We start from the raw sequence: 20,337 nt of genomic DNA, 5'->3' as shown, positions 1-20,337 counted from the left end.
GCGGCGGCGGCGTTCGCTGCTGACGATCCGTCAACGCTATGTGGCGAATGGCAGCTTTGGTCGCGGGTCGCCCGGTATCTGCGCCCTCATGCCCCTAAGTTTCGCACGAATTGGTGGACCTGACAAGGAACGAGGCGAAAGTTACGGCAATCGAGGAAACAGGCCATGGCACGGTGTTGATGCCGCAGGTTGGAGCGTCGGGTTCGCCCGCTGCGATCTGTCCGACAGAACAGCACGTGTGCAGCCGACCAGCCGCGGTCCCTCAACCGCCTAACGCGATGGTCAGCGCAACCAACAGGCAACCGAGCAAAACCATGGAACCGGCCGTCCACCACGGCCGGTATTCTACCAGGTGTCCGAACGCGTAACCAGCGATCAGCATTATCGCAATGGCGATTGAGTTTGAGATCCGAAGCGCAGTTCGGGCATCCTGCACAAGCAGGAACGGAACAATGATGGGCATCGTAGAGCCGAACACCAGAACAAAAACAGCCGCGGCGCCTAGCCAGTCCTCTCTCTTGAGTCCTGCCCGCGTTTTCGCCGTCGTGACCTTCGACAGCGTGGAATGCACCCTGTCGAGATCGGCAGGCGTCAATACCGACGCCACCAGCGAAGGCAGCCTGTCAGCTATTGCCGCCCGTGCCTCTTCGGGTGTGGCAGCCTGGTGCACCTTGGCAATGGTGCGCTGGTCTGCTGCCCGATCGGCAAGACACCCCATGAGATACATGATTGCATCGATGAGAGCCCAAGCCAGATTGCAGCCGATCGCGCCGACCAGCATTGTACGCACTTCCAGTCGGCCCACCCCTGCAACGCTCATCGAGCCGGTAAAGGTAAGCGCCATTATAAGGCCGAAAAGCACTTCGGAAATCCGCTCGATAGGTTCGAGCACTCGCATCGATGCACCCAGATGCCCAGCGCCCATTGTCTACCCCGAAGAACAAGTCGTGGCCCGCGATGTGCGTCATCACTGTGCCATGGGACGGATTTTACGATGCCGGCTGCGTCATTATCCATCTGGAACGCAAGGCGACACCATGAGGATAGCATTGTGATCTTCTCCTCGCCAGCGTGACTTCCTCGTCATCAGACACTCTTCTCGGAACGCGTCTCCCGCAATGTCGACCTCGGTCGCGCGATGCGGGTCTGCGTAAATTGCGCTAGCGGATTGAGAACGGATACCTCATGACGGTATCGCTATTCGGCCCAGCCGACGTCCGCAGTAAAGGCTATTGTTAACCAGCGATTGTGTCCTTCATCGCCAATTGCTGTACCTATCTGGTCGCGGATGCGATCCCACTCCTCGATGCTCTTTGGAGGCAGGTTCGCCGGCACGATAAAGTAGAGTTCTATTTGCGTGGCCCGTCCAACTTTTGCGGCGTAAGCTCTATGGGACAGAAATCCTTCCCGCTGTACTGTCTCGGTGGCAATTCGGTCAACGTGAGCTTTGAGATCGACAGGTGTTATGAGCAAGATCTCGGACAGAGCTTGGCGCACCGCGCCGATGGGCAACGGGATAATCACTACGCAAACCAACGCCAGAACGACAGGATCGACGTATGGCGAAATCCAGGCAAGTGGTGTTCCGCCTACCGCCTGACCGATTAGGAAAGCGATCAAGAGGGCCGACGTTATGCCGGCGGACATTATCCATGCCTTGACATCCAATGCGATAAAATCCGACTGCAGACTCCTATTTACCCGCGTGCCTATTAACGCCATTGCCAGACAGACCGCGAGGGTGACAACGGCATAGACAATCGCGATGCCAAAGCGCAGTTCGTTGCCCCCGTGTAAAATGGTGATTACCCCGTTGATAAGGGCGTAGCTTGCAACGGCAATAAGGAGGGTGCCATTGAGGCCAAGCACGATAGGCTCCAGATGCCAGAATCCCATCGTGAAGCGATTGCGCAGCCTGCCCGACAATGCATCGGTCTTCGCCGATCTTACAATGAGGCTGGATACCCAAAGAGCCAGGATTGTCATCCCCGCATCGCCAAGAGAATAGGCGCCGTCAAAAGCGATCGAGAACGAGCCCGACAACAGGCCGAAGACAATTCCAAAGGCCGCGACGGCAACCGTTGCAAAAATCGAGGTGCGGAGGAAACCTTGTTCGCTGAACATCTATCTCAATCAGCTTACGAGCGGAGAGCCGAACCAGTCTTGTGCTGCGTTAGTTGTCGCTCACCCAATTGCTGAATACAGAACCCAATTAGGGGGTTATCGACCCCCTGCTGTACAGGTTCGCCCGAAACTGTCAGACTTTCAAGCTGGAAGGGACTGTGTAGCAATCTGAGAGCCAAAACATGGCAGCTTCTAGATCTAGGGGTAAACTTCACGGCCCTCTCGGAAAGCTCCCCTTGCGGCGCTAAAGCGCTTTGAACATGCGCTCGGCTCGTTTCTCAACCTCACCGAAGCCGGGCGTGAGTCACAACCGGCTACAGAGCCGAGCGACGGCTGGCCAGCAGTAGCAAACTATACCGACATCTTGAGCATGCGGAGAAATCGCCTCCGCCGAACACACTCGCCTATTGAGGTGACGAAGAGCATGTTCAACCTTGGCCGAGCAGCCGTGGCTTGACGTGCTCGCGCTTCAGCGGCTCCTTCAACAGCGGGTTATCGAGGAGGAAAATCTGGCGACCGACAGATAGTTGGACGGCCGGTATAGGCGTCATCGCTCGAAGTTCATCGACCGAGAGGCGCGCCGGCTGGTGGTATTACAATCGGGCCTTGTCTAGCGGCCAGACCACCATCTCTTTGTGACATCGGCTGCACCGTGCGCTCGTTGCGACAATCTCGCAGGCGTTGTCTTCTGACTCGATGGGGCGCCCGCATTTCGGGCAAGTATAACCTTTAGGTGTTGGTACGAAGTCGTATTGGGGCCTACATAGGCGCACATCATGTGATGAAACACCGGGAAGATTTCGAGGCCGCCACCACAGGCGGGGCACAGAGACTGGTCGGCTTCAATTTGCATTACGTATCGCCCAGCTCAGTCGAGTCCGAACAGCCATATCAGCTACTCGGCGACGCGAGCAACGAAGCGCGTGTAGTACATGTGAATGGAGACCGTTGAATTGAGCGCCGGCGGCGGCGCGCCCTCGTTGAAGCGGATACGCGCAATCTGAGTGGCCTGACGGTCGCGCCCGAACTGCGGCTGCCGGCCAGCGTAGACATCGGACACCGGCAGGATGTCGATTATCGTGCCGGGAATTCATCGGTTACCGAACAACACCATAACCTGATGGTCGATTCTGGGATCGGCGAGGCGCTGTTGGGAATGTACCAGTCGACGAAGATATCGGTCGCATCGAGGATCTCGGCGATTGGCGCGCCAGCCACCAACGATTGGCCGGCATAGGCTACATTGATTGAGACCACTCCCGCGACCGGCGCAGAGACCTTGCCGCCCGCAAAACTGTGCTCGACGGCATCCACAGAACAAATTCGAGTCGGAGAGTGATTGCACTATTTCGAACATGCTAGCCACCGCGATGCAGCAGGCAGCTAAGCACAAATATGAAGAAGCCACGAGGTGGCGGCGCTTTCAATTCACTCAGCGTGCTTAACGGATGAGCAATCGCAAGAGCCCGGCCACATTGCGAACCTGCCCGCTCAGCCCGAATGACGCCGGTCGTTGGCAGAACTGTGGGCGCGTCACAAATCAGTCATTACCGGCACCGCATAGTGTTATTGACGTACCGCAATGCCAATCAGCCGAGTTTCTCTTGTCGAGGATATTAGTAGTTAACCGGCGTCGATCCCGTTTGTCCCGGCCGCGCCGGTGGCTATTTCCCGCTTATAAAGAGTAGGGGATTGCCGCGCGAGAACGTTGCGCAAGTTCGACACCTGCCATTGGCCATTGCGCGCTGTGGGAACGCCGCGGTTGTTTAGAGCGATTGCCAGTCCACGGAGGCTGGTGATGCCCGACCGCTGAATGGAAGCGATGATTGGCAGCACGGTCTGGGCAAACCGGTCGGCTTCTTCGATCGACATCTTCCGACCCTTCGCCGCAGCTTCCGCTGTGTTAGTCGGATTACCGAGTTTTATGCCAGTGGTCTTGCGCGAGGCGAGGGCCATTTTGGTCCGTTCCGAGATTAACCGCCGTTCTTTCTTTGCCGACGCGGCGTAAAGGTGCAACATGAACGGATCGGCATCGGCGCCAAGTTCGGCGACGATAAACGGGACCCGCTGGACCATCAGGCCGGCTATGAAGGCGACATCTCGCGACAGGCGGTCGAGCTTGGCCACGATCACCTGGCATTTGAACTGCCGGGCAAGGGCGAGGGCAGCTGTCAGTTGCGGACGTCGATCAAAAGCATCCGCGCCCTTTCCGGTTTCGATCTCGGTGAACTCCTGGAGGATGATCATTCCCTCCGCCTCGGCAAAGCGGGCGACCGCGGCACGTTGGGCCTCGATGCCCAAGCCTGAACGTCCTTGCCTCTGAGTGGAGACTTGATAGTAGGCGACCGCGCGCGGCATGTTGCTAATCCCTGGGGTGTGCTCACAGGAGAATGAGAAGCAACTTCTAAGTGGTTGTTTATGAAAACTTCCGGTCACCGGCGAGCGTAGCAGGGCGCACCAGCCGGTTTCCTCCATCAGACGCACTCCCGAGCGATCGGGATGAGAAGCCATCACAAGCGTTCTACGACGTAAATTGACCCCAAGTGGACCTTCTTATCGCGAGGCGGCAGTGACCGCTCAAGGGGGAAAGCCGGACCGATGTAGGCCTCATGCGTTGACATTAGGCGGGCGCGGCCAGTTTAGTGGGGGCACCAAAGCTGTTGTGCCCTATCGGAAGATGCTAGGTTACCTCTTACCTCTCGGCTACCGCCCCATCCTGTCGCTTCTTCGCGGCACGGGTTTCCTGCTTGCAGCAACAGGGTTGCATGGCTTGCTCTTGCCGCTGCGCGGGCAGGCGGAGGGGTTCTCGACTGCGTCCCTTGGGTTACTCGGAACCGCCTGGGCGGGCGGTTTCGTCGCCGGCTGCATCTTGGCACCTCGGCTTGTCCGCCAGATCGGGCACGTCCGCGCATTCGGCACCTTTGCGGCTTCTGGCGCAATCATCGCGCTGCTCACCGGCCTGATGGTTGACCAGTACGTATGGATTGTTCTGCGCGCCTTCACTGGCTTCGTGATGGCCGGCGCTTACATGATCGTCGAGAGCTGGTTAAACGAGAAGGCGACCAATGAGAGCCGGGGCACCGTCTTCGGCCTTTACATGATTGTCTCATATGCCTCGCTCGTGGCCGGCCAGATGATCGTCGTCTTGGGAGACGTGAGGAACGCGTCGCTGTTCATGGTCGCCGGGATCTTCTTCTGCCTCGCCTTAATCCCGACGGCAGTGTCATCGGCAGCGACGCCAAAACCGCTAGAGGATGTCGCCCTCGATCTGAAAGGTATCTATGCCACTTCACCGCTCGCCCTGATCGGCTGTTTCCTGACCGGCGTTGCCAACGGAGCCTGGGGAACGCTCGGAGCCGTCTATGGTGCCCGCATCGGTATCAGCAACACGGGTATTGCGGTGATGGCAAGCGCAGTTGTTCTCGCCGGTGCCGCTCTCCAGTTTCCGGTGGGCCGGCTGTCCGATATCACCGACCGCCGCCATGTGCTGGCCGGTGCGGCGGTCGGAGCGGCCGTCTTCGCGCTCCTCGTCTTCGTCCTCCAGCCGCGGTCGGCCGCATTGGTCATAGTTACCACCGCGGCCTACGGTGCCCTGGCCTACACCCTCTATTCGGTCGCAGTGGCACATGCCAACGACCGCGCCCGTCCAGAGGAGTTCGTCAAGGTGTCGAGCGGTCTGCTGCTGTTCTATGGCTTCGGCACGATGGTCGGGCCGGTGCTGGGGGCCGTGCTGATGGCCGAGATGCGGCCCGAGAGCTTGTTCCTCGCTACCGCTCTCGCGCACACTCTGCTCGCCGTATACGCGCTGGTCAGCATCAGGAGCCGCGCTCCGGTATCGCAGGCTGCCAAGGAGGCGTTCAGGACACTGCCGGTCGAGCAGGCTGGGACGCCTGAATCGCTGCGGCTGGATCCACGAACCGGCCCGGCCGCAGAGTGAAACCAGGCGGCAAGTCTGACAATCCCGTCGGGAATGCGTCGCTGTGTCGCTTGCCGCCGTCTGTAGATTGTGCGCTTTGCACAGCCGCTCCCTACAGTGGAGTGTCCTATCTCGGCCGATATTGTTGAAAAGTCCGGCGCCCCGAACGCTTCCAGGCGTTCGATAATCGTGGTCTGAGTCAACCCGTCCTTGTGGAGGCGATCCCTTGCTTCGTCCTTCCAGAAGAGATCGCTGTGCGGCAGCCGCTTCGCGTTCAGATCCCTGACTGTCCGGACGGCCTTCTTGGCCCATTTCTGAAAATCATCGACAGACCAGTAAAGCACCTTCTTCAGTGCGGGCTTCGCACCAATCCCAGCCTTAACGCACGGCGTGATGAGAACAGCGGTCATGCTCAATTCGTCCGCTCCCGCCACGTTTTCCTTGATCCAGTCGGGGTGCATCGCAGCCTGTTTCGCCTTTTCGGCCCCAAACACCGACGTGGCGCTGCATTAGGATGATCCTCGAACACGATGCCTTTGGTTTCCCCGAGCCACCAAGGGATCGGGCGCAGCGTCAGAGTCCTCGTTTCCCGTGACGAAGCCAAGCAATTCCCCCAATTCGCTGTGTCCCTGTTAGAAAGTCTCCGGCTTTCCTCGCTTCAAGCTCCCGGGCGGCTTCCTTGAACCGCTCGGATTGCTCTTTCAGACTAAGTTTATTCCCCTTTTTGCCACTTGGCAGGAACCGGTCCGAGCCAGGTGGCGAAGTCGCGACCATGCTTGGAAGCTTTTGGCTCCTCGACGGCGAGGCGGTCGTCACCTGCAAGGCGCGCCGCGAAATTCTCTATGGTAAAATCAAGCCGAACAAGAGGCGATGCCTGGTGACCCAAACGCGATCTTCTACCTCGTCGACCAGGCAGGGATTGAGGGGATCGTCTCGAAGCGCGCCGACAGCAAATATCGGAGCGGCCCGACGACGAACTGGCTGAAGATAAAGAGCTGGACGGTCGACGAGTTCGAACTGGTCGGCGTCGAGCGGGAGCCGGGCAAGGGGGGGCATGCTGGTCAGCAAATTCCCGCCTATAAAAGCACGTTCGCAGAAGCTTGCCGCCCCAAAATGTTGCGCACGTTAGAGACTTGCCACTGGCCGTTGCGCGCGGTTCGAACGCTCGATTGTTCAGGGCGATTGCCAGTCCACGTAGGCTGGTGATGCCGGACTGCTGGATGGAGGCGATGATCGGCAGCACGGTTTGGGCAAATCTGTCAGCCTCCCGGATCGATATCTTCCGACCTTTCGCCGCAGCTTCGGCTGTGTTGGTCGGATTGCCGAGCTTCATTCCAGTGGTCTTGCGAGAGGCGAGGGCGGCTTTGGTGCGCTCCGAGATCAGCCGCCGCTCTTTCTCTGCCAACGCGGCGTAAAGGTGCAACATGAACGGATCGGCATCAGCACCGAGTTCGGCGACGACAAAAGGCACCCGCTGGACGATCAGTCCGGCAATGAAGGCGACATCGCGCGAGAGTCGGTCAAGCTTGGCGACAATTACCGGGCACTTGGCCTGTCGGGCCAGGGCGAGGGCGGCTGCAAGTTGCGGGCGGCGATCTAGGGCGTCCGAGCCCTTTCCGGTTTCGATCTCGGTGAACTCCTGCAGGATGATCATTCCCTCGGCCTCGGCAAAGCGGGCGACCGCGGCACGCTGGGCCTCGATGCCCAAGCCCGAGCGTCCTTGCCGCTGTGTGGAAACCCGATAGTAGGCGACCGCGCTCGTCATGCTGCTGTTTCCGAGGTGTTCAAACTGCAAACCACCGTTTGCAATTGGTGACCGTGAACCGATACCTAGACGTCTCCAAACATCGCCGGGCTCTCTGTCGCCAGAGCCCGGATTAGTCAAAAGCAAACTTTCGCTAGATGACACACAGGCGGCAGCTTGCAGCCAGTCGAATTGACCTACACCACCTCGGACGGTAGCAACTCCCGGTCGGCCAGAGAGGCGATAATCAGCGGACGACCGAAAGGAATCATGAAACACGAAGCGATGGCTGAGAGTGCGCTCCGCAAAGAGCAGCTGGGGCGAATCGCCTTGCGGGAGGCCGAGCGATTAGCTTTCCCCCCGACCGAATGGGAGGCTAACACACTTGCTGAGGTTCTCGCCCTGCCGCGAGTTACTGTCACGCGACCGCCCGAAGAGCATCTTCTGGCGGCCGGCATGGTTCCCAAGGACTGTCACGTAAATTGCTCCACACAGGCGGCAAATGACCCGGATCGGCTGAGCCGTCATGTTTGGGGTTGGTGGATCTATAGTCCAATTGTTGTCCTGCATTCAGTTGTCGAGGTTCGCGGGCAATGGCTTTGTCTAACGCCACAGATGAAGCTGTTACCTTCCACGTTCCAGTTCATCCCCGATGCCTCGATCGAATGGCTAGAAGCCAGCGACGGTGTGGCAACGCATGGATTTCGGGGCGGAGTAAAGCTGCCCGATGCGCTTCGCAGATATCCCGAACATCATCTTCGGATGCGGGATGAGCTCCGCGCTCTTACGGCGTCAGGAATGACGGCCTTTAATGCCTGGCAAATCGTCGATGCCAATCTGGGCGCCGAGCTAATGAAAAGAGAGCCCATTTAACTCATGCGTCTCGGCGCCCGAACCGCTTGTGTAGGATCAAATACGAGGTCTCATTAAAAGAAAATGAGGCTGAAGCCGATCGGCTGATTTCCGCCCCCTAGAACTCAGAAGCGGACCGGTAGCTGCCGGTTGAATGTCTGCTATCCGCTAGGGACATACCGCAAGCTGTCGGTCCGCCTTCGGCCCAAGACGCGACGTCGAGCAGTGGCTTGGGGATGTCCGTGTTGGCGCAAGCCGGACCTAGCGAGCGACAACCTATTTGTGGTCTTCCTTGACAGGCGAGCGAAGCGCAAAACTGCCCGTAGCAAGGCCGGCGCTAAAGCATTGATATTGCCGGTGTCAAAACCTGGGGACCTTTTAGGGCTACTCCCCAGCTTTGGAGAATGATGGGCGTTCAGAGAGCGTTTTGCGGAAGAACGTCGTTTCCGCACTCCCCGGCTTTCGGCCGCACGTACCGCACACGCTGGGCTTTCGGGAAGCCATCAGCGAACCGGAGAATTGTTTGGACTTTGAAGGTGGTAGCGGGAGAGGGACTTGAACCCCCGACCCCAGGATTATGATTCCCGTGCTCTAACCAACTGAGCTACCCCGCCAGGGCGGCGAAAGGCCCGAAATCCGCCTCAAATCAGAGGGCATGTCGAAGCGTTCGCCAAGGTCGGGCGGATATAAGGTTGGGACGCCAAGCCTGTCAAGCATCGATGCAGCCGGTGTCGATGCAGCTGGCGCCACACTCTATCGCATCCTGTCGCGTCGCCAAGCTTCACGGTTTTGAGACGTACTTTGTGTGTCCAGGTGCACGCACGTCGCTCTGATGGCCGAAAAGCTTTGCCGGGCAGATAATTGGGCACAGAAATGCCGGGTTGAGTTCGGCGGGGCGCGCCGCTATGTCTCGGCCACGAAATTCTAGAGTTGGAATGATGAAACCGCGCATTGCAGTCCTCGGTTGCGGATACTGGGGCAGCAACCACATCCGCACCCTCAAGGCGCTCGGCGCGCTGCACGCGGTCTCGGACGTCAACCCTGCCCGCGCCGAAGGCTTCGCCAGTGAGCAGGATTGCCTGGCGATCGAGCCGGAGGCGCTCTTTGTCCGCAGCGACGTCGATGCCATCGTCATGGCGCTGCCGCCGCAGTTCCATGCCGACATGGCGGTGCGCGCCGTCCAGGGCGGCAAGGACGTGCTGGTGGAGAAGCCGATCGCGCTGACGGTGGCGGATGCCGGGCGCTCGGTGAAGGCGGCGGCCGACAATGGCCGTGTCTTCATGGTCGGCCATGTACTGCGCTTTCATCCAGCCTTCGAGACGTTGAAAGCGCTGATCGACAATGGCGAGCTCGGCGAGGTCCGCTATATCCATTCGCACCGGCTCGGGCTCGGCAAGTTCCACACCGAGAACGATGCGCTGTGGGACCTTGCGCCGCACGATCTGTCGATGATCCTCGCCATCACCGGCACGGAACCGATCGAGGTGCGTGGCGAGGGGGCAGCGCTCCTCGACAATCTCAGCGATTTCGCGCATCTGCACATGCGCTTTCCCAACGGTCTGCGCAGCCATCTCTTCGCGTCGCGGCTCAACCCTTACCGCGAGCGGCGGCTGACCGTGGTCGGCACCAAGGCGATGGCGGTGTTCGACGATGTCGAGCCGTGGGAGCGCAAGCTCGCCGTCTACCGTCACGCGGTATGGCAAGACAGCGGCCAATGGGCCTTCACCACAAACGAGCCGTCCTATGTGGCGGTAGGCGAGGGCATGCCGCTGACGCGAGAGCTCGAGCATTTCATCCAGTGCATCGAGACGCGGGCAGAACCGCGCACCAGCGGCGAGGAAGCCATCAGGGTGCTGCGTATCCTGACCGCTGGCACGGTTACCCACACCGGATCGTCTTCCTGAAAGAAAGTGCCGCTGTGTTAGAGCCTGATCATCCCGATAGAATCGGGATCATTCGGCGGGAATCTGCGCCGGGCGGGCTGCCAGCCGCGTCAGCATCGCCTCGGCCTCGGCGCCACGCTCGGAACGCTCGATGAAGCCGCCGCCGAACACGCGGGCCTGGTTGCCGTCGTCGGAATAGAGCACGCAGGCCTGGCCGGGCGCGATGCCGGACTCGCCGTCGACCAGTTCCACCGAAGTGATGCCGGCGTTGTGATGCAGCACGGCCGGGCGCGGCGGGCGTGTCGAGCGGACCTTCGCGAAAAGCTCCAGCCCGGCCGCCGGGATGTCGGACAGCGCAGCGTCGCCCAGCCAGTTCATGTCGCGCAAATAGATCTTGTGCGTCTCCAGCGCCTCGCGCGGGCCAACGACGACGCGGGCCCGATCGGCGTCGAGATGGACGACGTAGAGCGGCTCGCCCGAGGCGACGCCGATGCCGCGGCGCTGACCGATCGTGTAGCGCAAAATGCCTTCATGGCGGCCGAGCACGCGGCCGTCGATATGGACGATGTCGCCCGGATTGGCAGCAGTCGGCCTCAGCTTGGCGATGATGTCGGAATATTTGCCCTCAGGCACGAAGCAGATGTCCTGGCTGTCCTGCTTGGCGGCGACCGTCAGCCCCATTTCCTCGGCGATGGCGCGAACCTGCGGCTTCGACAGGCCGCCAAGCGGAAAGCGCAGATAATCGATCTGCGCCTGCGTGGTGGCGAACAGGAAATAGCTCTGGTCGCGGTCCGCGTCGACCGGCCGGTACAGTGCGCGATGGGCGCCGTTGGCGCCGGAGCGGATGTAATGGCCGGTGGCCAGCGCGTCGGCACCGAGCTCCTTGGCGGTCGCCAGAAGGTCGGCGAATTTCACCGTCTGGTTGCAGGAAACGCAAGGGATCGGCGTTTCGCCGGCCACATAACTCTCGGCGAAGGGGTCGATCACCGCCTTGCGGAAGCGCTCCTCGTAATTGAGCACATAGTGCGGAATGCCGAGCGTCTCGGAGACGCGGCGGGCATCGTCGATGTCCTGGCCGGCGCAGCATGAGCCGGGCCGGTGCGTTGCCGCGCCATGGTCGTAGAGCTGCAGCGTGACGCCGACGACATCATAGCCTTCGCGCTTCAAAAGACCGGCAACGACCGACGAGTCGACGCCGCCCGACATGGCGACAACGACGCGGGTGTTTTCGGGACGTCCGGGAAGGTCGAGGCTGTTCATGGTTCTTTCGTTCTGCACGGCGCCCTGGACGAGGGCGCTTGAATGCCAATGGCCGGAATATAGGTCAAGCTTTCCGGGTGCGCCAGCTTCGCGAACCGGCCGATTTTTTTGAACGGATTCGGCGCTCGCGGGCAGATATCTCAAATGCCGACGAAAAGACTAACGCGGCGTTCATGATCCTTACCTAGCTATTAGGGTTCGCTTAGGCAATTTTTAAAGCTGTGGCGGTAATGTGGTGGGGATTGGGTCTTTGAGTTTTTAGTAGAGAGTACGATGACCGATCTTGTTAGACCGCGCGTCAAATATGTTATCGGGCCTGACGGCAGCCCCCTTACGATTGCCGATCTGCCGCCGACGAACACACGTCGCTGGGTTATCCGGCGCAAGGCGGAAGTGGTGGCGGCTGTACGGGGTGGGCTTTTGAGCCTCGAGGAGGCGTGCCAGCGCTACAAGCTGACCACCGAGGAATTCCTGTCCTGGCAGGCGTCGATCGACGAATATGGCCTTGCCGGCCTGCGCACGACGCGCATCCAGCAATATCGCCATTAAGGCTGGTTCAAGGAAGTCAAAAGGCGCGACAATCCGCGCCCTTTTTGCTTTGCCGCAACGGTTTTCTCTGCTTCAGACGGTCAGCACCACCTGCCGATCGGCCGAGAAAGGCATGAGCGGCGCCTGCTTCTTCGAGCGGATCATTGCCACAGGAACGACAAGCTTTTTCGCGTCGACCTTGCCACGTTCCACAAGCCGGCGCGGTCGGGCCCGACTGACATCCGCTCGACGCGCCGAACTCGGCCAGAACCGGTGGGTTGCTCAATCAGATAAGGTCCTGGCCGGAATCGCCTGCGCCGACATCAGGAATGCCCGGATGCGGGCGGTCTCGGAACGTGAAGGAGATTTTGGTAGCGTAGCCCTGAAACTGGCGACTGCTCGACCAATGAGCGGCGACGTTCCAGACGAGCAACGCCCTGATCGCCGGGTGTTGACCGGCTTAAAGCCTTGTTTTCAGCCGATCATGGCGCTGCGGCCGCCGGTCTCGGCGTCGCGGATCTTGGTGTCGCGCGATTCGAGCATTTCCGCTTTGGAAAGCTCCGCTTCGGCTTCGCCGAGCAGTGATTCGGCAACGCTTCGCTGCTGGGCGAGGTCGCTTTGCGAGTTTCTGAGATTGTCGCGGCGCAGGCGCGCTGCCTTGGCGAAGGTCGGATAGGCAAAATGGTTGATGTCGGTGATGCCGGCTTTCTTTTCTTCGGCAGTGATCTGGAGCTCCAGTTCGACAGCCATGCGCTCGAATTCAGCGATCATCATGTCGAGTTGCAGCAATTGCCGCCGCTTCTCATTCACCTGGAACTGCTTCAGCCGAACGAGGTTTTCACGTGACTTCATGATTCGGTACTCCTGGAAACGCACACCTGCACATATCGTCCAATCCACCTGGCAAACCTCAGGCTTTACCCGTTTCCACCGACTTTACAGGAACTATGGGAAACAAATTCCTAAAGTTTTTTGCCGGCGGTAACCATTCGTTTACGGGCATTGTTAATCATAGGGCTCAGGACTTAAGGCCGGGTAAAAATTCCGGCTCTCGATGCGGAAGCACGGCCAGCGAGTCCAAAGAGTCACTTAGTCTGGCTTATTAATGTTTTGCATTAGCGGTTTGGTTCTGTGATTCACTATTAGATTCAACAAGGTGTAGAAAGGGGTTAAAAAATCTGATACCGTCGGCGGCACGGAATTAGGTTTTGTTAACCATTCGATGGCAGCCTCTGCTCAGGCAATCACTGCTCCGGTCCTGGACGGGTCGTGAAATGGTCCGGCAGCAGAAAAGGGGAATGAAATGCGTGTTCTGCTGATAGAAGATGACAGTGCAACCGCACAAAGCATCGAGCTGATGCTGAAATCGGAAAGTTTCAACGTCTATACGACCGATCTTGGCGAAGAAGGTGTCGATCTAGGCAAGCTCTACGACTACGATATCATCCTTCTCGACCTCAATCTCCCCGACATGTCGGGATACGAGGTCTTGAGAACACTTCGCCTTTCCAAAGTGAAGACGCCGATCCTTATCCTCTCCGGCATGGCCGGCATCGAGGACAAGGTACGCGGCCTCGGCTTCGGCGCAGACGACTATATGACCAAGCCGTTCCACAAGGACGAACTGGTCGCCCGCATCCACGCTATCGTGCGGCGCTCCAAGGGCCATGCCCAGTCGGTCATCACCACCGGCGACCTGGTGGTCAATCTCGATGCCAAGACCGTTGAGGTCGGTGGCCAGCGCGTGCATCTGACCGGCAAGGAATACCAGATGCTGGAGCTGCTCTCGCTGCGCAAGGGCACTACGCTCACCAAGGAAATGTTCCTCAACCACCTTTACGGCGGCATGGACGAACCGGAACTGAAGATTATCGACGTCTTCATCTGCAAGCTGCGCAAGAAGCTCGACCACGCTTCCGGCGGCCAGAATTACATCGAGACGGTTTGGGGTCGCGGCTATGTGCTGCGCGAGCCGGAAGATATCCGCGTCAGCGCCTGAGCTGACGACGCCGATCCGATCGATTTTCCGACAAAATCCGGCTTCGGCCGGACTTTTGCGTTTGTATCGCAGACATGGAGCGCCAATTTCCGGGGGCCATGCGCCAGGGATCGGCGAATCAGGCTGCAATTCTCAAGGTGCGGAAGCATTCGAGAAGTTGCGGCCGATTGAACGGCTTCAGCAGATAGCCTTGAGCGCCGGCGCGCTTTGCCCGCATGATCGAAGCGACGTCGACCTCAACCAGCGAAATCAGGATCTGGGGCTGTATCGGACTTTCCATGGCGCGTATGCGGCGGATGACGTCCTCCGCCTGCATGTCCGGCAAGGCGCCGTCGACGACGATGATATCCGGCATGTCGGCAGTGCACATCTCGACCGCGTCAAACCCGCCGGCAGCTTCGATGACCAGCATGTCGGAACCACCCAGGATGCGCTTTGCGACCTTCCTGATGACGCTCGAATCGTCGATGAACATGCAGCGTTTCATTTCCGGTCCCTCTTTGCCATGCGGCAATCCGGCAGCGTCGCGGTACTGAAAGGCACGGTAGGATCAATCCGGTAAAGAAGCTGAAAAGCCGATAGGTAAAATTTTTGCAAGAACAGCTTTTACGGAAACTTCTTGACCGATGCTTCGGCCGAACTAGTCTGGAAGGCTCGCTTCATTCGACCGTGAGGGGGTAGTAAATATTGTCTAAAAGCTATTATCTGTTCTTTTCAATCATTTCTTAGTAACTTCAAGCAGCCGATAGTACGATTTCTTCTGCAGTTGCGTGGATCGATATCGTCATGTTCGCCTCGCGCGCCAGAAGCAACGTGTAGTAGGGCTGCACCGAATGCGCGTCGATCGGTTCTTCAGGCCTGTTGCCGGAATGGAGCTCCAGGAATTTGGGCGGCACGCGCAGCATCGGACCGCTCGCGGCGAGCGCAAAGCGGGGTTCTGTGTCGAGGTTTTCAAGCGTAACCGTAAGCTTACCGCCACGCGGAATGGCGGCGTTGGCGACGAGAATGAGATTGAGCAGCAGCTTTACCTTGTTCTTGGGCAGCAGCGCACGGGTTCCGTTCCAGACCAGTTCCGGCTTCTCGTTCTTCAAAAAGGCGATCGCAACGGCCTCGGCGTCCCCCGTGTCGATCATCATGCCGGCAGAACCGGCTGCGCCGAAGGCGATGCGGGCGAATTGCAGGCGGGCCGAAGCGTTTCTGGCGCTCTGCCGAATCAATTTCATGGCATCTTCGTCGGCGCCGCCTTCGTCGAGCAGCTCAAGCCCGTTGTTTATGGCGCCGACCGGCGAAATGATGTCGTGGCAGACCCGGCTGCACAAAAGCGCTGCGAGATCGGGTGCGGAAATGGTGAAAAGCTCGGCCATCGGCGAAAGTCCCTGCAAAATTTCACTGGAATGGCCGCGCGATAAATGATCACGCCTGCCCACACGAATCACGCTCTCTCCCAAGGCCTTGAATACACAGCGCCTGAGCGTGCGGCAACAAATCCGGAATTGTCGTTATCGAAAATGGTGTGTTCACGCAGGGTGCGGATACTGCGGGGCGACGCGAAACCAGCCTTTTAACCGCCATCTTCATGTGAAAGCTTAATGGTTGAAAAAGGATTACAGCATAGTTTGCCCATAACAGTCATCCTTAGCGGCCGCCAAAGAGCCGCACGGATGTGAGGCGTCGGCGAAAGTGCTCCCTGACGGAGATTGGAAGCATGTTTTCCCGATACTACGACCGGAGTTTTTTCCGCGTCACCTCTGACCGGATTTTCCGTGTCATCTCTGACCGGAGTTTCTTCCGTGTCCTCTCAATGGCGATCGCTCTCATGGGCCTTGTCATCGTCTTTTCGACCTCGCCTTCGCGGGCCCAGGAATACACCGCTCAGGAGATCGTCGATTCCGGTCACAAATTCTTCGGCGCGACGTCGGGCGGGCTCGCCACCGTCGTCGAGAAGATTTTCGCCTCCTACGGCCTGCCCAATGGCTATTTGCTTGGCGAGGAGGGCTCGGGCGCGCTGATCGGTGGCCTGACCTATGGCGAAGGCACGCTCTATACCAAGAATGCCGGCGATCACAAAGTGTTCTGGCAGGGCCCGTCGCTCGGCTGGGATTTTGGCGGCGAGGGCTCGCGGGTGATGATGCTGGTCTATAATCTCGACGACGTGAACAGCCTCTACAATCGTTTCGGCGGCCTTGCCGGCTCCGCCTACCTCGTGGCTGGCGTCGGCTTCAACGTGATGAAGAACAACAATGTGCTGCTGGTGCCGATCCGTACCGGTGTCGGCGCCCGGCTTGGCGTCAATCTCGGCTATCTCAAGCTTACCCAGCGCGCCACCTGGAATCCATTCTGAGCAAGCGGTTGCCTCGTCACCGCGATTGGTTCCAGGATCGACGGTCTGAACATTGCTGCGGCAGACCCTTGCCGCGGCACTGGAATTCCGTCATGCGAACGTGGCACAGTCGCTTTCGGTTGTTTGCCGTTCATAACGGATAGTCACCTTGGTTCAGTCGGTCCTGTTCTTTGTCCTCGGCTTTTTCTGCGCCGGCTTTCTGGCGCTGATGATTGCCCCGGCCATCTGGCGGCGGGCCGTGATGCTGACGCGTAAACGCGTCGAGGGCTCGATGCCGCTGACGCTGGCCGAGATCCAGGCGGAGAAGGATCGCATCCGCGCCGAGTTCGCCATGTCGACGCGTCGGCTTGAGATGAGCGTCAAGTCGTTGCGCGAGAAATCGGCCGAACAGCTTGTGGAGATCGGCCGTTGCCGCGAAGCACTGAAGGAACTGGCGCTCGAGCGGAAGGACAAGGAACAGGCCCTTTCCGCGCTCGAGGCCAAGGGCGAAGACCTTCGGCAGCGCAAAGACCAGTTGCAGCTTTTGTCGGATCGGCTTGCTCAAACCGAGCAGGCCCTGGAAAAGCGTGTGCTCGAGCTGAAAAAACTGGAGCACATGTATGACGACGCCAGCTTTTCTTCGAGCAGCCGTCAGATCGAACTTGTGGCGCGCGAGTCCGAACTGCAAAAGCTGGCCGACGACATTTCGGTGCTGCGTGGCCAGCGCAAGGAGGCGGACAGGCGTCAACAGGAGATCGCGGCCGAGAGCAAGGCCTCGCGAGACGCGTTGAAGGCCGAGAAGAAAAGGACGGGCGAACTGGACAAGAAGGTCGAGCGCCTGCTCGCCACGCTTGCCGATCGCGAGGACAAGCTTGACCGCCGCGACAAGGAAATCGCGCGGCTTCGCGAAAAGTCGAAAAGCGAACGCGTGGAAAACGCCTCCGCGGTGCGTTTCGTCGGAGTGCAAGGCAGTCCGGCCGATGCGGCCGTCAAGGACGACACCCAAAAAGTCATCGCCAAGCTCGACAACGACCGCGAACGGTTGGAGGCGAGGCTGACGGAACTGGCCCGCGAGAACAAGAAACTGAAAACGGATCTTGCCGCCTTCGAGGCATCCAAATCCGAAGGCGGCGACGATGCGCGCCGCGCCAGCGCTGCATTGCGTGAGCAGATGAGCGACCTGGCGGCGCAAGTCGTCGCCCTGACGGCGAAGCTCGACGGGCCGGAGTCGCCGATCGCAAAGGCTCTTGCGGCACCCAACCAACCGGGAAGCGGCGAACGCAGCCTTGCCGATCGCGTGCGGGCGCTGCAGAAGGCCGAATCGGCGCATTGAGCCCAGGCAGTGATGCTGTCTTCTGCGGCTCAGGTCCTGCTTGCCGAAAAATGATGTAAGGCGATGGCTGACGCGGCGGCGACATTCAGGCTGTCGAAACCTTCTGCCATATCGATCCGCACCGTCCGCAGGCGGGCGAGCAGACTTTCGGGCAGGCCTTCGCCTTCGCTGCCGAGATAGAGCGCCAGCCGTTCAGTCCCTTTCGCATCGCGGATGCCGGTTTGGCCGCGTGGCGACAAAGCGAACTGACCGAAGCCCAGCCGGTCGAGCGCCGCGGTGAAGCCGATGGTCTCAGTGAGGGAGGCGAAGGGAACTTTCAGCGCGGCGCCGACCGAGACGCGGATCGCCTTGCGGTACAGCGGATCGCAGCAGGTCGCGTCCAGAAACACCGCATCGGCGCCGAAGGCGGCGGCGTTGCGAAAGATCGAGCCCATATTGTCATGGTTAGCGATGCCGACCAGCACGACGATCAACGCGCGGGCGGGCAAGATGTCAAGCAAGGCCTCTGCAGGCTGCGCCGCGCCCTTGCGGCCGATCGCCAATATGCCGCGATGCATGTGAAAGCCGGCAATCCTGTCCATGACCTCGCTGGCCGCGACGTAGACCGGAAGGTCCGCGGGTGCCTTGCGCAGGGTTCCATCGATGCCTGCCAGCCGGTTTTCGAGTACCAGCACCGATTCGGCCGAAAAGCGTTTGGCCGCGAGCAGCATTTCGAGCACCACCTTGCCTTCGGCGACGAAGCGGCCCTGCCGGCCGGCAAGATCGCGCTCGCGGATGTCGAGATAGGCGGCGACGCGCGGGTCTTGCGGGTCTTCGATACGAATGGGGCGCATGCTTGCCTCGGCGGACACGCATCACCCCGAAAATCGCACTGGGTTTTCGGACAGCTCGATGCGTGGATCCAAAGTACTTCCTGCGTCCAAGTGGACGCAAGTCGCTCTAAGAACCGTCAGCGAGGTAGGGGGTGCTTGGGCCAGTTCTTGTTGTTATGTATGTCGTTATCCCAAAACCGCTTCGCACCCTCGGGTCAAGCCCTGGGTCAAGCCCAAGGGCAGGCTTTGGGCGACATGCATTGGCCGGTCAAGTCCCGGAGCGACGCAGGCGGTACGCCATCTGCGACAACTCACCTTCGCCGAAAATCCCGTCCAGCGTGTTGAGAAGTTCGCGCACGGCATCGGATTTGCAGGAATAGTAGATCATCTGCCGGTCGCGCCGGGTCTCGACGAGATCGAGCGCCCGCAGTTTGGCCAGATGCTGTGACAGGGCGGATTGGCTGAGCAGAACCTTCTCGGCGATAGCACCGACCGACATTTCACCGTCGGCCAGATAGTTCATGATCAACAGTCGTTTCTCGTTGCCCATCAGCGTCAGAAACGCAGCCGCTGATTCGGCATTGGCGATTAGCTTTTTCGAGACCATCGATCCCCCACACCTTCCTGCTCATCCGGCGCTATGGGGGCAATAGCGTCTGATTCCATAGACTCACTCGCGAATGTGCGCTGGCGATTCAACGCTACCGAGAAAGGGTAGTACATTTCACTCAAACCTCAAGACTTGCTTTCGACCCGACACGATTAACTGTCGGACTGTGTTTCGTCTGCAACTCGGCCGGTCTTTGCCATGTCGACCAGAACATGCCTGAGCTCACGCGCTGTCCTCAGTGGCTCGGGGAAGAAGACCCGGCAGACATCGTCGCCCAATGCCAGGTCCATGCCGTCGGCGTCGAAGCTGGTGATGACCCAGCCGTCGCCTGCGGCCTTGGCGAAATGGCGCGCGTAGACCGCAATTGCGTCGCTATGGTCGGCATTCATATGGTCGAGGGCGGATTGTTCACCAGCGGCAAGCTCTTCGACGATCGGAGCGGTCGTGATCAGATCGGTGCTCTCGAGCAAGTAGGCCTTGCCGAAGCCACCGTTGAGACTGGCCCGCTCCGGCTCGAGGCGGAAGATCGAGAAGTCGCCAAGTCCGGCATAGAGCTTCGCTTTGGGGTTGCGGTTGAGATAGCGCCGTTCGGCGCGGGCATGCTCGCCGGACCCGCGCTCAAGCCGTGCTGCCCGACAGACGAGCGTCAGCCGCGGGTGCGCCAGCGGGTCGCCCCTGCCGGGCTCGCCGACAAGCAGCGAACAGCGCGGGTCGGCAAGGATCGCGCCGGTATGGGCGGACAGCATCGACACAAGGATAAGCGGCGCGCCGTCGATATCGGTGGCGACACCAACCCTGCTGGCCAGCGGCGAACCGGTCCCGGGCTCGATCACTGCCAGCGCGCCGAAACGGGCACTGCGGATCAGCGTCTTCGCCAGCCTGATCGCTTCGGCGTCGGTCTCGCGGATCACATCCTTTTTTCGGTCGGCCAAAATCCACCCGTCTTAAGCTGATTT

20 protein-coding genes, 1 tRNA gene and 1 pseudogene are annotated in these 20,337 nt (G+C 59.7%); 7 read left to right on the top strand and 15 right to left on the bottom strand.

Annotation, left to right across the window (positions count from 1 at the left end; all coding sequences use genetic code 11):
- Positions 1–262: 262 nt before the first annotated feature.
- The 6 genes and pseudogenes from AC0L3N_RS27975 to AC0L3N_RS27950 form a co-directional block, all read right to left on the bottom strand.
- On the bottom strand, positions 263–898 hold the full coding sequence (locus AC0L3N_RS27975) for a VIT family protein (RefSeq protein ID WP_473550731.1): 636 nt from the start codon (positions 896–898) through the stop codon (positions 263–265).
- Positions 899–1,197: 299 nt separating this feature from the next.
- Complete coding sequence (locus AC0L3N_RS27970; RefSeq protein WP_473550730.1) at positions 1,198–2,124, bottom strand: cation diffusion facilitator family transporter; 927 nt, start codon at positions 2,122–2,124, stop codon at positions 1,198–1,200.
- Positions 2,125–2,561: 437 nt separating this feature from the next.
- A pseudogene (locus AC0L3N_RS27965) lies at positions 2,562–2,665 on the bottom strand (phosphoketolase family protein); the annotation flags it as partial.
- A 354-nt stretch (positions 2,666–3,019) separates the two neighbouring features.
- A complete protein-coding gene (locus AC0L3N_RS27960) occupies positions 3,020–3,184 on the bottom strand; it encodes a hypothetical protein (protein WP_473550728.1) in 165 nt (54 codons plus the stop codon).
- Positions 3,185–3,198: 14 nt separating this feature from the next.
- A complete protein-coding gene (locus AC0L3N_RS27955; RefSeq protein WP_473550726.1) occupies positions 3,199–3,438 on the bottom strand; it encodes a hypothetical protein in 240 nt (79 codons plus the stop codon).
- Positions 3,439–3,747: 309 nt separating this feature from the next.
- Positions 3,748–4,482 (bottom strand): recombinase family protein, encoded by a 735-nt coding sequence (locus AC0L3N_RS27950; RefSeq protein WP_473550759.1) that lies wholly within the window; start codon positions 4,480–4,482, stop codon positions 3,748–3,750.
- Positions 4,483–4,801: 319 nt separating this feature from the next.
- Here AC0L3N_RS27950 and AC0L3N_RS27945 point away from each other — a divergent pair, with 319 nt between their 5' ends.
- The gene (locus tag AC0L3N_RS27945; protein WP_287065260.1) at positions 4,802–6,061 is read left to right on the top strand and encodes an MFS transporter; all 1,260 of its coding nucleotides are present in this window, start codon (positions 4,802–4,804) and stop codon (positions 6,059–6,061) included.
- Between the two features lie 691 nt (positions 6,062–6,752).
- Here the strand turns inward: AC0L3N_RS27945 and AC0L3N_RS27940 are convergent.
- Positions 6,753–7,805, bottom strand: coding sequence for a recombinase family protein (locus tag AC0L3N_RS27940; RefSeq protein WP_473550725.1), 1,053 nt, complete (start codon positions 7,803–7,805; stop codon positions 6,753–6,755).
- Positions 7,806–8,054: 249 nt separating this feature from the next.
- On the opposite strand from AC0L3N_RS27940, the gene AC0L3N_RS27935 reads away from it, so the two are divergent.
- Positions 8,055–8,657: a hypothetical protein gene (locus AC0L3N_RS27935; RefSeq protein WP_473550724.1), complete on the top strand. Its 603-nt coding sequence runs from the start codon at positions 8,055–8,057 to the stop codon at positions 8,655–8,657.
- Between the two features lie 516 nt (positions 8,658–9,173).
- On the opposite strand, the gene AC0L3N_RS27930 is transcribed toward AC0L3N_RS27935, so the two are convergent.
- A tRNA-Met gene (locus tag AC0L3N_RS27930) sits at positions 9,174–9,250 on the bottom strand.
- A 324-nt stretch (positions 9,251–9,574) separates the two neighbouring features.
- Between AC0L3N_RS27930 and AC0L3N_RS27925 the strand changes: the two genes are divergently transcribed.
- Positions 9,575–10,540 carry a Gfo/Idh/MocA family protein gene (locus tag AC0L3N_RS27925; protein ID WP_473550722.1) on the top strand — a complete coding sequence of 322 codons (966 nt, stop codon included), beginning with the start codon at positions 9,575–9,577 and terminating at the stop codon, positions 10,538–10,540.
- A 48-nt stretch (positions 10,541–10,588) separates the two neighbouring features.
- On the opposite strand, the gene mnmA is transcribed toward AC0L3N_RS27925, so the two are convergent.
- Positions 10,589–11,779 carry a tRNA 2-thiouridine(34) synthase MnmA gene (mnmA, locus tag AC0L3N_RS27920; RefSeq protein ID WP_473550721.1) on the bottom strand — a complete coding sequence of 397 codons (1,191 nt, stop codon included), beginning with the start codon at positions 11,777–11,779 and terminating at the stop codon, positions 10,589–10,591.
- Between the two features lie 273 nt (positions 11,780–12,052).
- Here mnmA and sciP point away from each other — a divergent pair, with 273 nt between their 5' ends.
- Complete coding sequence (gene sciP / locus AC0L3N_RS27915; RefSeq protein WP_006203587.1) at positions 12,053–12,328, top strand: CtrA inhibitor SciP; 276 nt, start codon at positions 12,053–12,055, stop codon at positions 12,326–12,328.
- Positions 12,329–12,781: 453 nt separating this feature from the next.
- Here sciP and AC0L3N_RS27910 read toward each other — a convergent pair whose 3' ends face one another.
- Complete coding sequence (locus tag AC0L3N_RS27910) at positions 12,782–13,159, bottom strand: flagellar export protein FliJ (RefSeq protein ID WP_029349790.1); 378 nt, start codon at positions 13,157–13,159, stop codon at positions 12,782–12,784.
- A gap of 451 nt (positions 13,160–13,610) precedes the next feature.
- Here AC0L3N_RS27910 and ctrA point away from each other — a divergent pair, with 451 nt between their 5' ends.
- Positions 13,611–14,306 (top strand): response regulator transcription factor CtrA, encoded by a 696-nt coding sequence (gene ctrA / locus AC0L3N_RS27905; RefSeq protein ID WP_123149336.1) that lies wholly within the window; start codon positions 13,611–13,613, stop codon positions 14,304–14,306.
- Between the two features lie 118 nt (positions 14,307–14,424).
- On the opposite strand, the gene AC0L3N_RS27900 is transcribed toward ctrA, so the two are convergent.
- Both AC0L3N_RS27900 and chpT read right to left on the bottom strand, forming a co-directional pair.
- The gene (locus AC0L3N_RS27900; RefSeq protein ID WP_473550719.1) at positions 14,425–14,793 is read right to left on the bottom strand and encodes a response regulator; all 369 of its coding nucleotides are present in this window, start codon (positions 14,791–14,793) and stop codon (positions 14,425–14,427) included.
- Between the two features lie 247 nt (positions 14,794–15,040).
- Positions 15,041–15,670, bottom strand: a complete 630-nt coding sequence (chpT, locus tag AC0L3N_RS27895) for a histidine phosphotransferase ChpT (RefSeq protein ID WP_473550718.1) — start codon at positions 15,668–15,670, stop codon at positions 15,041–15,043.
- Between the two features lie 437 nt (positions 15,671–16,107).
- Between chpT and AC0L3N_RS27890 the strand changes: the two genes are divergently transcribed.
- Positions 16,108–16,647 carry a DUF1134 domain-containing protein gene (locus tag AC0L3N_RS27890; protein ID WP_292190885.1) on the top strand — a complete coding sequence of 180 codons (540 nt, stop codon included), beginning with the start codon at positions 16,108–16,110 and terminating at the stop codon, positions 16,645–16,647.
- Between the two features lie 148 nt (positions 16,648–16,795).
- Positions 16,796–17,959, top strand: coding sequence for a coiled-coil domain-containing protein (locus tag AC0L3N_RS27885; protein WP_473550716.1), 1,164 nt, complete (start codon positions 16,796–16,798; stop codon positions 17,957–17,959).
- 29 nt (positions 17,960–17,988) lie between these two features.
- Here AC0L3N_RS27885 and AC0L3N_RS27880 read toward each other — a convergent pair whose 3' ends face one another.
- The 3 genes from AC0L3N_RS27880 to AC0L3N_RS27870 form a co-directional block, all read right to left on the bottom strand.
- Positions 17,989–18,792 carry a TrmH family RNA methyltransferase gene (locus AC0L3N_RS27880; RefSeq protein WP_473550715.1) on the bottom strand — a complete coding sequence of 268 codons (804 nt, stop codon included), beginning with the start codon at positions 18,790–18,792 and terminating at the stop codon, positions 17,989–17,991.
- A gap of 247 nt (positions 18,793–19,039) precedes the next feature.
- Entirely contained in the window at positions 19,040–19,378 is a 339-nt protein-coding gene (locus tag AC0L3N_RS27875) for an ArsR/SmtB family transcription factor (protein WP_123149342.1), read from the bottom strand.
- A 155-nt stretch (positions 19,379–19,533) separates the two neighbouring features.
- Positions 19,534–20,313, bottom strand: a complete 780-nt coding sequence (locus tag AC0L3N_RS27870; RefSeq protein WP_473550713.1) for a HugZ family pyridoxamine 5'-phosphate oxidase — start codon at positions 20,311–20,313, stop codon at positions 19,534–19,536.
- Positions 20,314–20,337: the final 24 nt, after the last annotated feature.

Source organism: Mesorhizobium sp. WSM4807, assembly GCF_055811615.1.
This window is presented reverse-complemented; position numbering and strand designations above follow the sequence as displayed.

What these genes read in the sequence shown, in the direction of transcription:
- AC0L3N_RS27950 (WP_473550759.1), bottom strand. Translation starts at nt 4,482, where the DNA reads ATGCCGCGCGCGGTCGCCTACTATCAAGTCTCCACTCAGAGGCAAGGA.
- AC0L3N_RS27890 (WP_292190885.1), top strand. Translation starts at nt 16,108, where the DNA reads ATGGCGATCGCTCTCATGGGCCTTGTCATCGTCTTTTCGACCTCGCCT.
- AC0L3N_RS27975 (WP_473550731.1), bottom strand. Translation starts at nt 898, where the DNA reads ATGCGAGTGCTCGAACCTATCGAGCGGATTTCCGAAGTGCTTTTCGGC.
- chpT (WP_473550718.1), bottom strand. Translation starts at nt 15,670, where the DNA reads ATGGCCGAGCTTTTCACCATTTCCGCACCCGATCTCGCAGCGCTTTTG.
- AC0L3N_RS27945 (WP_287065260.1), top strand. Translation starts at nt 4,802, where the DNA reads ATGCTAGGTTACCTCTTACCTCTCGGCTACCGCCCCATCCTGTCGCTT.
- AC0L3N_RS27880 (WP_473550715.1), bottom strand. Translation starts at nt 18,792, where the DNA reads ATGCGCCCCATTCGTATCGAAGACCCGCAAGACCCGCGCGTCGCCGCC.
- mnmA (WP_473550721.1), bottom strand. Translation starts at nt 11,779, where the DNA reads ATGAACAGCCTCGACCTTCCCGGACGTCCCGAAAACACCCGCGTCGTT.
- AC0L3N_RS27935 (WP_473550724.1), top strand. Translation starts at nt 8,055, where the DNA reads ATGAAACACGAAGCGATGGCTGAGAGTGCGCTCCGCAAAGAGCAGCTG.
- AC0L3N_RS27910 (WP_029349790.1), bottom strand. Translation starts at nt 13,159, where the DNA reads ATGAAGTCACGTGAAAACCTCGTTCGGCTGAAGCAGTTCCAGGTGAAT.
- AC0L3N_RS27875 (WP_123149342.1), bottom strand. Translation starts at nt 19,378, where the DNA reads ATGGTCTCGAAAAAGCTAATCGCCAATGCCGAATCAGCGGCTGCGTTT.
- AC0L3N_RS27970 (WP_473550730.1), bottom strand. Translation starts at nt 2,124, where the DNA reads ATGTTCAGCGAACAAGGTTTCCTCCGCACCTCGATTTTTGCAACGGTT.
- AC0L3N_RS27940 (WP_473550725.1), bottom strand. Translation starts at nt 7,805, where the DNA reads ATGACGAGCGCGGTCGCCTACTATCGGGTTTCCACACAGCGGCAAGGA.
- ctrA (WP_123149336.1), top strand. Translation starts at nt 13,611, where the DNA reads ATGCGTGTTCTGCTGATAGAAGATGACAGTGCAACCGCACAAAGCATC.
- sciP (WP_006203587.1), top strand. Translation starts at nt 12,053, where the DNA reads ATGACCGATCTTGTTAGACCGCGCGTCAAATATGTTATCGGGCCTGAC.
- AC0L3N_RS27900 (WP_473550719.1), bottom strand. Translation starts at nt 14,793, where the DNA reads ATGAAACGCTGCATGTTCATCGACGATTCGAGCGTCATCAGGAAGGTC.
- AC0L3N_RS27925 (WP_473550722.1), top strand. Translation starts at nt 9,575, where the DNA reads ATGAAACCGCGCATTGCAGTCCTCGGTTGCGGATACTGGGGCAGCAAC.